A 13,987-nucleotide genomic window follows, 5' to 3' on the forward strand; every position below is an offset into this window, starting at 1 on the left:
GCAAACGGCGAGAATCCATCGCATTTTCGCCCATGTAGGTCTTGCGCTGTGAAGACTGTCAAGCGTGCCGACAGCGAGGCTTGCCGGGCGCCGGGCGCAGAGCTAGAGTGCCGAGTGGATGCGGCGCGTCGTCCTTGTGTCACTGCTCCTGCTCGGTGCCGGGTTCCTGCGAGAGCGGGCGGGCCGGAGGCGGGCGGAGCGATCCCTCGGCGAGCGGCTTCGCTTCGAAACCTTGCTCACAGATCACACCGCCACGTTCAGCCGTGTCTCCGCCGCCGACGTGGATCGTGAGATCGAGAGGGCGCTGCGCCACATCGCCGACTTCCTCGGGGTCGACTGGGGTAGCTTCGCCGAGTACTCGACGGACGAGCGAACCGCCCGGATCACCCACGCGTGGGTCGCCGAGGGCGTGGATCGTCAACCGTCGAGCCTCGGGTTCGAGGAGCTGCCCTGGATCCTGGGGCGCCTTCAGCGGGGCGAGGTGGTGCGATTCTCCCGCCTCGACGAGCTCCCGGACGGCCCGGCGGCTGTGGATCGGCGCACGCTCCGCGCGCTCGGCATCATGTCCCATGTCGCGGTGCCGCTGATCGTCGAGGGCGTCGTGATGGGCGCCGTGGCGTTCAGCACACTGCGGCGCGAGCGAGCCTGGCGAGATGACTTCGTCCAGCGGCTCCGCTTGCTCGGCGAGGTGTTCGTCAATGCCCTGTCGCGCCGCCGTGGAGAGATGGAAGGGCAGCGTCTCCGCGGGGAGCTCGCCCATACCGGGCGCGTCGCGACGGTCGGGGCCCTGACCACCACGCTCGCCCACGAGCTCAATCAGCCCCTGACCGCCATCCTGAGCAATGCGGAGGCCGCCGAGCAGCTCCTCGAGGGCCCGGCGCCTCGGCTCGAGGGGCTTCGCGAGATCCTGCAGGACATCGTCAAGGACGACCGGCGCGCGGTCGAGGTGATCCGCCGTCTGCGCGGGCTTCTTGCGAAGGGCACGGTGGAACCTGCCGCGCTCGACGTCAACGAGATCGTCGCGGAGGTCGCACGGCTCGTGAGTGCCGATGCGGCGGTCCGCGACGTGTCGGTGCGCCTCGATCTGGCGCCCGACTTGCCGCCCGTCTGGGGGGATCGCGTTCAGCTCCAGCAGGTGGTCCTGAACCTGCTCTTGAATGCGCTGGACGCGATGGCTGACGCGGATCGAGGCGGCCGGCGACTCCTCCTCGAGACCGCCCGCGGGGGGCCGCGGAGCGTGCGGATCGCGGTACGGGACTCGGGGACCGGCCTCGACGCGGCGACTCTCGGCCAGATCTTCGAGGCCTTCTATTCCACGAAGTCGACCGGCATGGGCATGGGGCTCACGATCGCGCGCCAGATCGTCGAGGCGCACGGCGGTCGCCTGGAGGCGGGGAACAACGCGGAAGGTGGCGCGACCTTCTCCTTCACCCTGCCCACTGGAGGCGCACGATGACGAGCGTGTCTCCCGCCTCGATGGTGTTCGTCGTCGATGACGACGCCTCGGTGCGCAAGAGCCTGACGAGGCTCCTCACGGGCGCGGGCTTCGAGGTCGAGCCGTTCGCCTCCGTCCAGGCCTTCCTCGCGCGCCGTCGCCACGATGGCCCGTGCTGCCTCGTGCTCGACGTGCGCATGCCCGGCTTGACCGGGCTCGACCTCCAGGAGGCGCTCACCGCGGCGGGCCGGCTCTTGTCCATCGTCTTCATCACCGGCTTCGTCGACGTGCGCGAGAGCGTGAAGGCGATGAAAGGCGGCGCCGTCGACTTTCTGACGAAGCCCGTCGCGGCCACCGAGCTGGTGGCGGCGATCCGACGCGGGATCGCCCGGGGGGTCCGCGAGGAGAAGGAGCAAGCCCGCCGGGCGGAGATCCGGGATCGCGTGAAGGCCCTCACCCCACGCGAGGCCGAAGTGTTCGCGCGGGTCGTGACGGGGATGCTGAACAAGCAGATCGCCCGCGAGCTGGGCGTCGTCGAGAAGACCGTGAAGGTGCATCGCGCGCAGGTGATGGTCAAGATGCAGGCGGGATCCCTGGCCGAGCTCGTCCAGCTGGCCGGTGAGGCGGGGGTGCTCGCCGCGATCCCCTGACGGGGTCGGGACCGCCCGTGACCAAAGTCCCCGTGACCAAGGTCCAATGTCGCTCGCGCCACGCTCCTGTAGCATCAGATCAGTGTCTGGCGTCGGCTTCCCATCCAGCCTCTGCGCGGTACCGCTCGTCTCGATCGTCGATGACGACCCTTCCGTGCGCCGCGCGCTCCAGCGCCTGATCGAGGCCGCGGGCTACGCCGTGGAGACCTTCGCGTCGGGGGAGGACTTCCTCGATGCCACGCCCTGGGGCCGCAGCGCGTGCCTGATCATCGACATCCACATGGTGGGCATGACGGGGCTCGAGCTGCAGGAGCGGCTGATGGCGCGGGGCAGCGCGGCGCCCGTCATCTTCATCACCGCGATCGACGACGCTCCGACACGCGAGCGGGTCGGGCTGTCCGGCGCCGCCGCATACCTGCCGAAGCCGTTCGACCGGAAGACGCTCCTCGGAGCCATCCAGGGAGCAATCGCGTCGCACGACTGAAGAAGCCGTGCGGAGGGGGCGAGCGGGGAGGGGAACGGCCAGTAGGGCCGTTCCCCTGAGGTGGTCGGCTCCAGCCTAGAAGTCGCCGCCCCCGTACGGCATGGACGGCGCGGCCGCCTTTTCCTCGCGCGCGTCGGTGATCAGAGCCTCGGTGGTCAGGAGCAGGGACGCAATCGACGCGGCATTCTGCAGGGCCACGCGCTCGACCTTGGTGGGATCGATGATCCCGGCCTTGATCATGTCGACATACTCGTTGGTCTCGGCGTTGAAGCCGAAGGCGGTCTCCTTGGAGCCCTTGACCTTCTCGACGACGACCGACCCTTCGAGGCCGGCGTTCTGGACGATCTGCCGGATTGGCTCCTCGAGGGCGCGCAGGACGATGCGGGCCCCGGTGGCTTCGTCGCCCGAGAGCTTGAGGCCGTCGAGACCCTTCGCGGCCCGGAGCAGCGCGACGCCTCCGCCGGGCACGATACCTTCCTCGACCGCCGCCCGCGTCGCGTTGAGGGCGTCCTCGACGCGCGCCTTCCGCTCCTTCATCTCGGTTTCCGTGGCCGCCCCTACCTTGACGATGGCGACGCCGCCCGCCAGCTTCGCGAGTCGCTCCTGGAGCTTCTCGCGGTCGTAGTCCGAGGTGGTCTCCTCGATCTGCGCCCGGATCTGCTTGATGCGACCCTCGATCGCCCCGGTCTTGCCGCCTCCGTCGATCACCGTCGCCTTGTCCTTGTCGACGACCACCTTCTTGGCCCGCCCCAGGTCATCGAGCTTGAGGTTCTCGAGCTTGATCCCGAGGTCCTCGGTGATCGCTTTTCCGCCCGTCACGGTGGCGAGGTCTTCGAGCATGGCCTTCCGGCGGTCGCCGAAGCCGGGCGCCTTGACCGCGCAGCAGGCGAGCGTGCCGCGCAGCTTGTTCACCACCAGGGTGGCCAGGGCCTCGCCCTCGACGTCCTCGGCGATGATGAGGAAGGGCTTGCCCGCGTGCGCCACCTGCTCGAGCAGGGGCAGCATCTCCTTCATGACGCTGAGCTTTTTCTCGTGGATGAGGATGAGGCAGTCTTCGAGAACCGCCTCCATGCGGTCCGGATCGGTCACGAAGTAGGGGGAGAGGTAGCCCCGATCGAACTGCATCCCCTCGACGACCTCGAGGGTGGTGTCCATCGCCTTGGCCTCCTCCACCGTGATGACGCCATCCTTGCCGACCTTTTCCATGGCCTCGGCGATGAGGTTTCCGATGGTCTTGTCATTGTTGGAGGCGATGGTGGCGACCTGCGCGATCTCCTTTTTGTCCTTCGTGGACTTCGACATCTTCTTCAGCTCCTCCACCACGCTCTCCACCGCCTGATCGATCCCGCGCTGGAGGGCCATGGGGTTGGCCCCCGCGGTGACGTTCCTCAGGCCCGCGCGGAAGATCGCCTGGGCGAGCACGGTCGCGGTGGTGGTTCCGTCACCCGCGATGTCGGAGGTCTTGGAGGCGACCTCCTTGATCATCTGGGCACCCATGTTCTCGGCGTTGTCCCCGAGCTCGATCTCCTTGGCGACGGTGACGCCGTCCTTGGTGATCGTGGGGCTGCCGAACTTCTTGTCGATCACGACGTTGCGGCCCTTGGGGCCCAGCGTGACGCTCACCGTCCGGGCGATGGTGTTGACGCCGCGCAGGAGCGCGGCGCGAGCTTCCTCATTGAAGACGAGCTGCTTGGGCATTTCGATGTTCCTCCCGCATTCGGTAGGGGTCCGTCATCAGCGGCCGGGCCGCCGCCTCACGAAGAAAGGACGCCGAGGAGGTCCTCCTCCTTCATGACGAGGTACTCTTCGCCGTCCAGGCTGATCTCGCTGCCGGAATACCTCGCGAAGAGCACGCGATCACCCGCCTTGACGTCGAGCGGGGTCTTCTTGCCGTCCTCGGCGACCTTGCCCTTGCCGACGGCGACGATCTTGCCCTCTTGCGGCTTCTCCTTGGCGCTGTCGGGGATGATGATGCCGCGACGGACCGTCTCCTCCTCGACGCGCTTGAGCAGGACTCGGTCGTGGAGTGGGCGGAGCATGGTCTTCCTTGTCGGAGTCATGGCGTGAGTGCCTCCCTCTTCCAGGTGTGAGTGAGCCAGGCGTCGGAGCATGCCAGCGGTCAGACATGCCGATGAGCGAGATGCACTGATCACGTTAGCAGCCGCGGTGGTCCGGCGGCAACTGGACCAAGGTCCAATACCCTCGCCGCGAGTCGCCCCTTAACATGGGAGCTAGACAGGGACCGAGCTGCTCCGCACGGAGGAGGACAATCATGGACCAATCGAAGCGACCCCCGACGTTCAAAGAGAGGTGGGCGGCTTCCCGCCCGACGAAGACACTCGTGTTCTGGTCATGGGTGGGGATCGGCATCCTGACCATGATCGTCGGGTTCAGCTGGGGCGGGTGGGTCACCGGCAGCACCGCGCGGGCGATGGCCGAGGCGCGCGGTGAGGATGCCGTCGTCAAGCGGCTGGCGCCCATGTGCGCGCTTCGGTTCGAGAACGCGTCCGACAAGGAGCAAAGGCTCAAGGAGCTCAAGGACGCGGGGGCCTGGGACCGGGCGGAGTATGTGATGAAGCAGGGATGGGCAACGCTGCCCGGCGACAAGGAGCCGGAGCGGAAGGTCGCCGACGAGTGCGCGAAGCTGCTGGTGGCGGACGCGAAGTAGCTTCGGACGATCCGGAGGTTTCAGATGGCACTCAAACTCTTCGTCCGCGGGCTTGTGTCCACTTCTGACGAGCGGCTGCGGGAGTGGCGGGAGACGGTGGTAGACCGACGGCGCCAGTGCAGGTTGTAGCCATCGCGACCCCCGGAAGCCGGGACTGGCGCTGGCGGATCGTGGACTACTCCGGCGGCACGATGGAGGAGTCACGCGAGACGTTCGCCTCGATAGCGACGGCCCTGGCCTCGGGGGCCAAGAGGCTCACCGACATGAACGCGCTCGCGCGCACGGCGGTCGTCCCGCCCTTCCGGCCGAGGCCCCGGTGAGGGAGCCGGAGAGAAAAAGCACCAGAGAAGGCGTGTAAGCCGGGTCCTGTGAGCCGAGCTTGCGCCCGGCCCGATGGTCATTTCTCTAGGACGCCGGTTACCCGGCGCCTCAAGCGGCCGTACCCGAGAGCGCCACGCGGGCCGCGCTTCACCCGCGCGCCGGGCTTGAGACCCGACGCCGGGATCGCTCTCCTATTTGACCTTGCTCCGGGTGGGGTTTACCGAGCCGGCGCGGTCACCCGCGCCGCTGGTGAGCTCTTACCTCACCGTTTCACCCTTACCGCACGGCGAGGCCGCGCGGCGGTTTGCTTTCTGTGGCACTGGTCCGTGGGGTCGCCCCCCCTGGCCGTTAGCCAGCACCCTGCCCTGTGGAGCCCGGACTTTCCTCCCGCGCGAGTTGCCCCGCGCCGGCGACCATCCGGCCTTCTCTGGTGCCAGTCAAAGAGCGTGTAGAAATCGTGAGAAAGTATAGCACCGTGAGAGAGCCGCTGATCGCGATGGTCATCGTGGTGATGGCGCTCGTAGCGGTGTACCTCTACCTGCAGCTCCTCATGTGGAGCCTTGCTCGGCTCTCCGGCTGGAGGAGGCTCACCGCGCGCTACCCTGGGACGACCGCCGCCCCCGCCCCGCGCCCGCGGTTCGGCTATGCAGTGTTCCGCGGCTGGATCGGCTACAACGGCGGCCTGGTGCTCACCGCCGACGCGCGCGGGCTCTACGTCTCGGCGATGCCGATCGTGCTGGCGCCCTGGCACCCACCCATCTTCATCCCGTGGGGAGAAATTACCGAGATCCGGCTCCGGCGGATTCTCTGGAGCGGATGCTTCGGGATCCGGACGCGGGGCGCGCCCGAGATCGACTTCGCGCTACGCCGGCGCACGTTCGAGCTGGTGCGCGCGGACGCGCAGCGAGCGCACGTGCCCGTGATCGATGGCTGACGGCGCGGAACACCCGGCGCCGCGGCCATGCCGCTCGGTTGTGCGATCGTCGCCCGCCACATATAGTCGGAACATGACGGCGCTCGGACGCGAGCCCTAGGTCGCGATGGATCAGCGGACCCGCCACCGAGTCCTGCAGAAAGTCCTGTGGTCGAGATTCGGGCTGTCCGCCGTTCGCGCGTACCTGGGATTCTCTCGCCGCTGGGAGTACGTCGTGATGAATCGCTCGCTGCTCGGCGAATGCAACGGCGAGCACTGGCTACTGTCGCTGCTCCCTCCCGCGCCCTTCATCATGGATGTCGGCTTCAACCGGGGGGACTTTTCCCGGGAAGCACTGCGACTGCGCCCGCAGGCGCGGATCGTCGGGTTCGAACCGGCGGCGTCCATGCAGCGCGTCTTCGCGAGCGGGTTCGCCGACGAGCCTCGCGTCGAGCTGCTCCCGTTCGCGGTGGGGAACACGCGAGGGGAAGCCGAGTTCCACGACTCGGCCGACGGCAACAGCAGCCTGGTCGATGAGGCGCCGGCGGCGGCGCATACCTACCGGGTGCAGATGGTGACGCTCGACGATCTTGCGTGCGACCGCGGGTGGTCCGGCATCGACCTGCTGAAGATCGACGCCGAGGGGTACGATCTTCACGTCCTCGAGGGCGCGGAACGGCTCCTCGAGAGACAAGCCATCGCCATCTTCTCGTTCGAGTACAACGCCCCGTGGATCGCGTCGCGCCGATTTCTCAAGGACGCGTGCACATATCTGGAAGACAAGCCCTACCGGCTGTTCCGGCTCTTCAATGGGTTTCTGTCCCCCCTCCAGTACAGTCACCGGGCGGAGCGGCACGACCTGGGGTGTATCTATATCGGGGTCAGCACGAAGCGGCTCGACGAAGGGAATATCCCGATCCGGGCCTTCCCCGGCTGAGTCAGCGGGCAGGCGGGGATGCGACCGTCTGGGTGCGGCGGATGGCCTCGACGGCGAGCCGGTCGGCCCGGTCGTTCAGCGGGTGCCCGGAGTGGCCCGCCACCTTGTGCCAGGCGACATCACGCGACTCCACTTCCGTGAGCAGAGCCTCCCAGAGGTCTCGGTTCTCCACCGGCTTCTTCTGGCTGTTCTTCCAGCCGTTCATGCGCCAGCGCTCGTACCACTTGTCGCGGAACCCGTTGATCACGTACGCGCTGTCCGAGTAGACGTCCGCGGCGCGGCCGGGCGCGAGGGCGCGGAGACCCTGGAGCACACCGGTCATCTCCATGCGCTGATTGGTGGTCCAGGATTCGCCGCCCGAGATCTCCTGTTCGATGTCACCGTCGATGAGGATGGCCGCCCAGCCACCGGGACCGGGATTCCCGCTGCACGCGCCGTCGGTGTAGATGGCGACACGGGGTGCGGACGGCGCCCCGGGCGGCGCGCTCGGGCCCCCTCCCGCCGCGGGGGAGGGGCGGCGCGGCATCAAGCCTGCCAGTAGAGGTAGCGCCCGCAAGATTCGCAGGCGAGGAGCGCGTTCTGTGCGCGGAGCTCCTGGAGCCGCTGAGGTGTGACGGTCATGCGGCAGGCGCCGCAGAGATTGGGCTTGATCACGGGCACGATGGCCAGTCCGGCGCGCGCCCGGAGCAGGCGGTCGTAGTCGGCGAGGACGTTGGCGGGGAGCCCGCGGGCGACCGACGCGCGCTCGCCCTTCACCCCACCCAGCTCCGTCTCCACCGCGGCGAGCCGCTCGCGTAACTGCTTCTCCGCGGTGGCGCCCTCGGACTCGGCGGCCTTGAGCCCGCCCTCGGCATCCTTGATCTCGGCGGCGAGGCGCTCCTGACGCTCCATCAGCGTGAGGATCTCCTCCTCGATCTTGGACTTCTGCTGCTTGACCTCCTCGATCTCGGCGAGCACCGCGGAGTATTCCTTGTTCGTTTTGACCTGGTAGAGCTGGCCCTCGAACTTCTGTCGCTTGACTTGATTGTCCTCGAGGTCTTTCTCCCGCGCCCGCGTCTCCTTGCGGGCGGTGTCCAGACCCGCCTTGGCCGCGTCCACCGTCTTCTTCGCCTCGGCGGTGCGGGCCCGCACCGCCTCGATCTCCTTCGGGAGCTTCACCGCCTCGCCCTCGAGCCCCGCGATGCGGGTGTCGAAGGTCTGGAGGTCAATGAGGGTCTTCAGCTGGCCGTCCACGTCACCTCTCCGGAGTTGGTGGGCCCACTTGGACTCGAACCAAGACCTGACCGGTTATGAGCCGGGAGCTCTGCCAATTGAGCTATGGGCCCGGGCGTGATGGATGCCCTCACGATTCGAGGAAGCTCCGGAGCTTCTTGGATCGCGACGGATGCCGGAGCTTGCGGAGGGCCTTGGCCTCGATTTGACGGATGCGCTCGCGGGTGACCGCGAAGTCCTGGCCGACTTCCTCGAGGGTGTGCTCGCACCCGTCCGACAGCCCGAAGCGCAAGCGGAGCACCTTCTCCTCGCGGGGCGTCAGCGAGTTCAGCACCTTGTTGGTCTGCTCGCGTAGCGAGAGGCCGATCATCGAGTCCACCGGGGAGCCCACCTGCTTGTCCTCGATGAAGTCGCCCAGGTGGCTGTCCTCCTCCTCGCCGATGGGCGTCTCGAGCGAGATGGGCTCCTGGGCGATCTTGAGCACCTTGCGCACCTTGTCGACCGGGACCTCCATCTTGACCGCGATCTCCTCGGGCGTGGGCTCACGGCCGAGCTCTTGAACGAGCTGCCGGGACGTTCGGATGAGCTTGTTGATGGTCTCGATCATGTGCACCGGGATGCGGATAGTGCGGGCCTGGTCGGCGATGGCGCGGGTGATGGCCTGCCGGATCCACCACGTGGCGTACGTGGAGAACTTGTAGCCGCGACGGTACTCGAACTTGTCCACCGCCTTCATGAGGCCGATGTTCCCCTCCTGGATGAGGTCGAGGAACTGGAGCCCGCGGTTCGTGTACTTCTTCGCGATCGAGATGACGAGGCGGAGGTTGGCCTCCACCATCTCCTTCTTGGCCCGGGCGGCCTTGGCCTCGCCGCCCTTGATGAGGGAAACGATCTTCTTCAGATCCTCCGCGCGGCACTGCGCGCTCTCCTCCGCGCGCTTGATCTTCTGCTGGGCCACCCAGACCAGGCGGTCCTTGATCGAGGGGTGCCGCGCCGCCGCCTTCTGGTAGAGGTCGCGGTCCCCGTCGTCGCGCTCGTCGTCGCCGAGCGAGGCTAAAAACGCGTCCACCGCGGCGGGGGCGGGGCGCCGGCCGTCGGACCAGAGCGAGATCTCGCGCTCGGACTTGTGGATCTTGTCCACGAGCTTCTTGAGGTCCTGGCCCCAGGCGTCGAGGAGCGAGGGCTGGAGGGTGAGGCTGCGGAGCGTGCCGAGCACGCGGGCCTGCTTAGCCTGCGCCTGCTGCTCGAGCTTCTTCCACGGCGGCTCGCCCTTCGCGCGCTTCTTGCCGGCGGCGCGGGCGCGGAGCTTCTTGACCTGCTCGACGAGCTTGTCGCGCTCGCGGAGCATGCGGTCCACGTTGCCGAGCTCGCGGATGACGGTCTTCCGGAGGTCCTCCTCCTTCTCCTCGGTGAACTCCTCCTCCGGATAGTCCACGACGTCCTTGATCGGCACCACGTCCTTCTTCAGCTCGTCGCGGAGGTGCTGGATCTTCTCGAGGGCCAGGTTGGTGGCGAGGATGGCGCGGGTGACCTCGTCCTTGCCTTCCTCGATGCGCTTGGCCAGCGTGATCTCGCCCTCGCGGGTCAGGAGGGAGACGCGGCCCATCTCGCGCAGGTACAGGCGCACCGGGTCTTCGGTGCGGCCGACCGGGCCGGGGGAGAGGTCGATGGGCGCTTCGGCGGGCTCGTCGTCGTCGGCGTCCGCCTGCGTCTCGATCTCGGAGGGAAGCCGGCTGCCGCTGCTCTTCGCGGTGTCCACCACCTCGATGTCCATCGCGCCGAACATCATCATGATGTCGTCGAGCTGATCGAGGGAGACGATGTCCTGGGGCAGGGCATCGTTCACCTCGTCGTAGGTGAGGAAGCCCTTCTGCTTGCCCATCGCGATCAGCTTGTCGAGCTCCTCCAGCTTCGGTTCGTCAGCCATGCTTGGTGCGTCTCCTCGATGAGGTTTAGGGTCGGGGGCCCGGGCCCGACCCGGGATCTCCCGCCGCACGGGGCGCGGTGAGCTCTCTCACCGCCTCGGCGGCTTGGTGCACGGACTTGTACTGGTCGTCGCTGCTGGGGCCGCCCGCCGCCTGGGTCTCGGCGACGGATTGGGTGGCGCGGCGCAGCTCGCGCTTGCGCTGGCGGGCCTCGAAGCGGCGGCCGAAGTCGCGGATCTGCTGGGCGACGTCGGGCAGGTCGTGCTCTTCCACGAGCAGGCTCGCGAGCAGCGCGCGCTCGGGGTCCCCGGGCAGCTCGTCCATGAGCTCCTCGGCGGGGCGGTCGGGCGCGCTCCTGAGCGCGCCCAGCAGGGCCCGCAGCCCGGGATGGGCGATGTCGCCGTCCTCGACAACGGGGAGGATGGCCGCCCGCGCCTCGTCGACGCGCAGGAGAAGCAGGAAGAGGTCGCGCTCCACGAGGCTGGGCGCGGGCCAGCCGGCGCTCTCGGGCGCCGCCGCGGCCTCGACGCCGGGGCGCGGGAAGCGGGACTGGGTGAGGCGGGCCCGCTGGAGCTGCTGGGCCTCGATCCAGAGCTGGGTCGCGTCCACCCGCAGCTCGCGGGCGGCCTGCGCAGCGAGGGTGGTGGCTTCCTCCGCATTGGGGACCTTGGAGAGGATGAGGGCCACCCGGGCGTGCGCGGTCGCCCGTCCGCGCGCCGTCGAGAGGTCCTCCTCGGAGAGGGCCTGCTGCATGACGAAAGACAGGATACTCCGGGCCGCGTCGAGGCGCGACAGGAAGGCTGGGCCTCCCTCGGCCCGAAGAAAGCTGTCCGGATCATGTCCCGGGGGCAGCACGGCGACCTTGACCGGGAAGTAGCCGGAGCGCTGGAAGCCTCCCGTGCGCGACACCGTCCAGGCCAGGCCCTGCACGTCCATGGTGTCGGACGTCATCTCCTCGAGCCGGGCTGACGCCCTCTGCCCGGCCGCGTCCGCGTCGAACACCGCCACGATCTCCTCGGCGTTGCGCTGGAGCAGGCCCAGCTGAGCGGCGGTGAACGCGGTGCCGAGCGCGGCGACCGTCTCGGTGAAGCCGTGCTGGTGGGCCATCAGGCAATCGAGGTAGCCCTCGACCACGATGGCCCGGTTGCGCTCGCGGATGCTCGGCTTGGCGAGTTCCAGCGCGTAGAGGAGCTGCCCCTTGGAATAGAGAGGGGTCTCCGGTGAATTGATGTACTTGACCTCGTCCGGGCCCAGCGCGCGACCGCCGAAGGCCACCACGCGCCCCTGCGCGTCCCGGATCGAGAACATGAGCCGGCCGCGGAAGCGGTCGTAGAACCCGGTGGCGTTCTGGCGGGGGAGGATGAGTCCGGCCTGCGAGAGCATCTCCTCGCCGATGCCCTGACGGCGCATGAAGCCAAGCAAGTTGTCCCAGCCCTCGGGCGCGTAGCCCAGCCCGAAGCGCCGCGCCACGTCGTCATCCACCCCGCGGCCGGCGAGATAGCGTCGGGCCTTCTCGGCGCCCGGATCGCCGGGAGCCCAGAGGGCGTCCACGAAGAACTGGCCGGCGCGGGCCATGACGGCGCGAAGCCCGTCGAGCCGGCTCTCCTGCGCGCGCTCGGCGCGCTCGGTGGGGAGCGCGACACCCGTGCGTTCGGCGAGCGCGCGGACCGCCTCGGGGAAATCGAGGCGTTCCTGCTTGCGGAGGAAGCTGAAGGCGTCCCCGCCCGCCTTGCACCCGAAGCAGTGGAAGATGCCCTTCTTGGGATTGACCGTGAAGGACGGCGTCTTCTCGGTGTGGAAGGGACAGAGGCCCTTCCAGTTCTCGCCGGCGCGCTTGAGCTTCACCCATTGGCCGACCAGCTCGACGATGTCCACCCGGGAGCGGATCTCCTCGAGGAGGTCGGGGGTGAAGCCGGCCATCACGCCGTCCTCAGCTGAGCCACGGTGGCACCCTCGCCACCCTCGTGGAGTGCTCCGGCGCGATGCTCGGCGACGAGCGGATGTCCGGCGAGCAGCTCATGCACCGCGCGGCGCAGCGTGCCCGTACCCTTGCCGTGAATGATGCGGACGGAGGGGAGGCCGGCGAGGAACGCGTCGTCCAGGTACTTCTCGAGCGCCTCGCGCGCCTCGTCGGCGGTGCGTCCGATGAGATGAAGCTCGGGGCCGACGGCACGCCTTTGGGTCGAGATGCTGCCGCCCCGCGCCCTGCCTTCTCCCTTCGCGGGAGAGGGTTGAGATGCGGCGGTCTCGCCGCGACCGATCACGCGCAGCGCGCGCGCGGGAACCTTCACGGTCACGGCGCCGGCCCGCACCGTCGCCTGGCCGCCGCCCGTCTCCACCACCTCACCGGTGAGGCCGAGATGCGCGATCGTCACCCGGTCGCCCGCCGCGGCCTCGCGCCCGCCCGCGTCCGGCTCGCCCTCGGGCACTGGCTCGGCGGCCCGCTGCCCCACCTCGCGGAGGCGGCCTCGGCTGGCCTCCAGGCTCTTGCGTGTGCGCTCGCCGCGCTTGAGGGTGTCCCACTCCGCGTTGACGGCACGGCGTACGTCGGCGACAAGCTTCTGCGCCTCCGCCCGGGCGCGGGCGACGGTGTCGCGCGCGGTGTCGCGGGCCGCGTCGGCCTCGGCCTGGGCGCGGCGGAGCAGGGCCGCGCTGTCCAGCTCGCGCTTCTCGATGAGGCCAGTGCGCTCGGCGTCCTGGCGGTCGCGCGCGTCGAGGCGGGCGATGAGCTCTTGGAGGGCGCGCTGCTGCGTGGAGCGGTGCCCGCGGGCGCGCTCGATGAGCGCGGGCGGCAGCCCGAGCCGGGCGCCGATGGCGAGCGCGTAGCTCTGTCCCGGCCGGTCGTAGACGAGCCGGAAGGTGGGCTCGAGCCGCTCGGCGTCGAACTCCACCGAGGCGTTGCGGGCGCGCGCGTGGGTGGCCGCGAAGCCCTTCAGCGGCTCGAGGTGGGTGGAGGCGACGCAGAGGCAGCCACGCGCGGCCAGCTCCTCGAGGACGGCCTGGGCCAGGGCGGCGCCGTCGTCGGGGTCGGTTCCCGCGCCGAGCTCGTCGAGGAGCACGAGCGAGTCCGCGTCGACCTGCTCGAGCACCTCACGCAGCGCCTTCACGAACGCGGAGAACGTGGAGAGGTTCTCGGCCACGCTCTGGTCGTCGCCGATGATCGCGAAGAGCCGCGAGAGCCGCGGCAGCCGCGCGCCCTCGCCCGCGGGCACGTGCAGGCCCGCCTGCGCCATCATGGCGAAGAGGCCCAGCGTCTTGAGGGCCACCGTCTTGCCGCCCGCGTTGGGGCCGGTAATGACGAGCAGCGGCCGCTCGGCGGCGAGGAGGAGATCGACCGGGACCACGGTGCGCCCGGGCAGCTTCCAGCCCTGGGCGAGGAGCAGGGGATGGCGCGCGCCACGCACGTCCACGACCCGCGCCTCGCCGACCGCGGGCTCGGTGG

General features: G+C 69.1%; 13 protein-coding genes, 1 tRNA gene and 1 other RNA gene. 6 read left to right on the top strand and 9 right to left on the bottom strand.

From position 1 onward, the window contains the following. Positions 1-118 precede the first annotated feature (118 nt). The 3 genes from VFX14_00585 to VFX14_00595 all read left to right on the top strand — a co-directional run bounded on the left by VFX14_00585 (position 119) and on the right by VFX14_00595 (position 2,569). A complete protein-coding gene (locus VFX14_00585) occupies positions 119-1,456 on the top strand; it encodes an ATP-binding protein (protein HEU5188162.1) in 1,338 nt (445 codons plus the stop codon). Beyond that, positions 1,453-2,085, top strand: coding sequence for a response regulator (locus tag VFX14_00590; protein ID HEU5188163.1), 633 nt, complete (start codon positions 1,453-1,455; stop codon positions 2,083-2,085). The genes VFX14_00585 and VFX14_00590 overlap by 4 nt, the downstream gene beginning before the upstream one ends. A gap of 82 nt (positions 2,086-2,167) precedes the next feature. Next, positions 2,168-2,569: a response regulator gene (locus VFX14_00595; GenBank protein HEU5188164.1), complete on the top strand. Its 402-nt coding sequence runs from the start codon at positions 2,168-2,170 to the stop codon at positions 2,567-2,569. Between the two features lie 75 nt (positions 2,570-2,644). On the opposite strand, the gene groL is transcribed toward VFX14_00595, so the two are convergent. Together groL and groES are read right to left on the bottom strand one after the other, a co-directional pair. Then, entirely contained in the window at positions 2,645-4,267 is a 1,623-nt protein-coding gene (gene groL / locus VFX14_00600) for a chaperonin GroEL (protein HEU5188165.1), read from the bottom strand. A gap of 56 nt (positions 4,268-4,323) precedes the next feature. Next, positions 4,324-4,629: a co-chaperone GroES gene (groES, locus tag VFX14_00605; protein ID HEU5188166.1), complete on the bottom strand. Its 306-nt coding sequence runs from the start codon at positions 4,627-4,629 to the stop codon at positions 4,324-4,326. Positions 4,630-4,910: 281 nt separating this feature from the next. Here groES and VFX14_00610 point away from each other — a divergent pair, with 281 nt between their 5' ends. Continuing rightward, the gene (locus tag VFX14_00610; GenBank protein ID HEU5188167.1) at positions 4,911-5,237 is read left to right on the top strand and encodes a hypothetical protein; all 327 of its coding nucleotides are present in this window, start codon (positions 4,911-4,913) and stop codon (positions 5,235-5,237) included. Between the two features lie 339 nt (positions 5,238-5,576). Here VFX14_00610 and rnpB read toward each other — a convergent pair. After that, positions 5,577-5,987, bottom strand: an RNA gene (gene rnpB, locus VFX14_00615) — RNase P RNA component class A. 46 nt (positions 5,988-6,033) lie between these two features. Here rnpB and VFX14_00620 point away from each other — a divergent pair. Both VFX14_00620 and VFX14_00625 read left to right on the top strand, forming a co-directional pair. Next, entirely contained in the window at positions 6,034-6,492 is a 459-nt protein-coding gene (locus VFX14_00620) for a hypothetical protein (protein ID HEU5188168.1), read from the top strand. A gap of 106 nt (positions 6,493-6,598) precedes the next feature. Beyond that, on the top strand, positions 6,599-7,408 hold the full coding sequence (locus tag VFX14_00625) for an FkbM family methyltransferase (protein HEU5188169.1): 810 nt from the start codon (positions 6,599-6,601) through the stop codon (positions 7,406-7,408). A gap of 1 nt (position 7,409) precedes the next feature. Here VFX14_00625 and rnhA read toward each other — a convergent pair whose 3' ends face one another. The 6 genes from rnhA to VFX14_00655 form a co-directional block, all read right to left on the bottom strand. Beyond that, a complete protein-coding gene (gene rnhA / locus VFX14_00630) occupies positions 7,410-7,934 on the bottom strand; it encodes a ribonuclease HI (GenBank protein ID HEU5188170.1) in 525 nt (174 codons plus the stop codon). Further along, complete coding sequence (locus tag VFX14_00635) at positions 7,934-8,641, bottom strand: C4-type zinc ribbon domain-containing protein (protein HEU5188171.1); 708 nt, start codon at positions 8,639-8,641, stop codon at positions 7,934-7,936. Before VFX14_00635 ends, rnhA begins: the two co-directional genes overlap by 1 nt. 16 nt (positions 8,642-8,657) lie before the next feature. Then, a tRNA-Ile gene (locus VFX14_00640) sits at positions 8,658-8,733 on the bottom strand. Between the two features lie 17 nt (positions 8,734-8,750). Beyond that, a complete protein-coding gene (gene rpoD, locus VFX14_00645; protein HEU5188172.1) occupies positions 8,751-10,547 on the bottom strand; it encodes an RNA polymerase sigma factor RpoD in 1,797 nt (598 codons plus the stop codon). Between the two features lie 25 nt (positions 10,548-10,572). Next, complete coding sequence (gene dnaG / locus VFX14_00650; protein ID HEU5188173.1) at positions 10,573-12,465, bottom strand: DNA primase; 1,893 nt, start codon at positions 12,463-12,465, stop codon at positions 10,573-10,575. Next, a partial coding sequence (locus VFX14_00655) for a Smr/MutS family protein (GenBank protein HEU5188174.1) occupies positions 12,465-13,987 on the bottom strand: 1,523 nt, incomplete at its 5' end. The genes dnaG and VFX14_00655, both read right to left, overlap by 1 nt.

This window comes from Candidatus Methylomirabilota bacterium, assembly GCA_035764725.1.
In the GTDB taxonomy this organism is placed as follows: domain Bacteria; phylum Methylomirabilota; class Methylomirabilia; order Rokubacteriales; family CSP1-6; genus DASRWT01.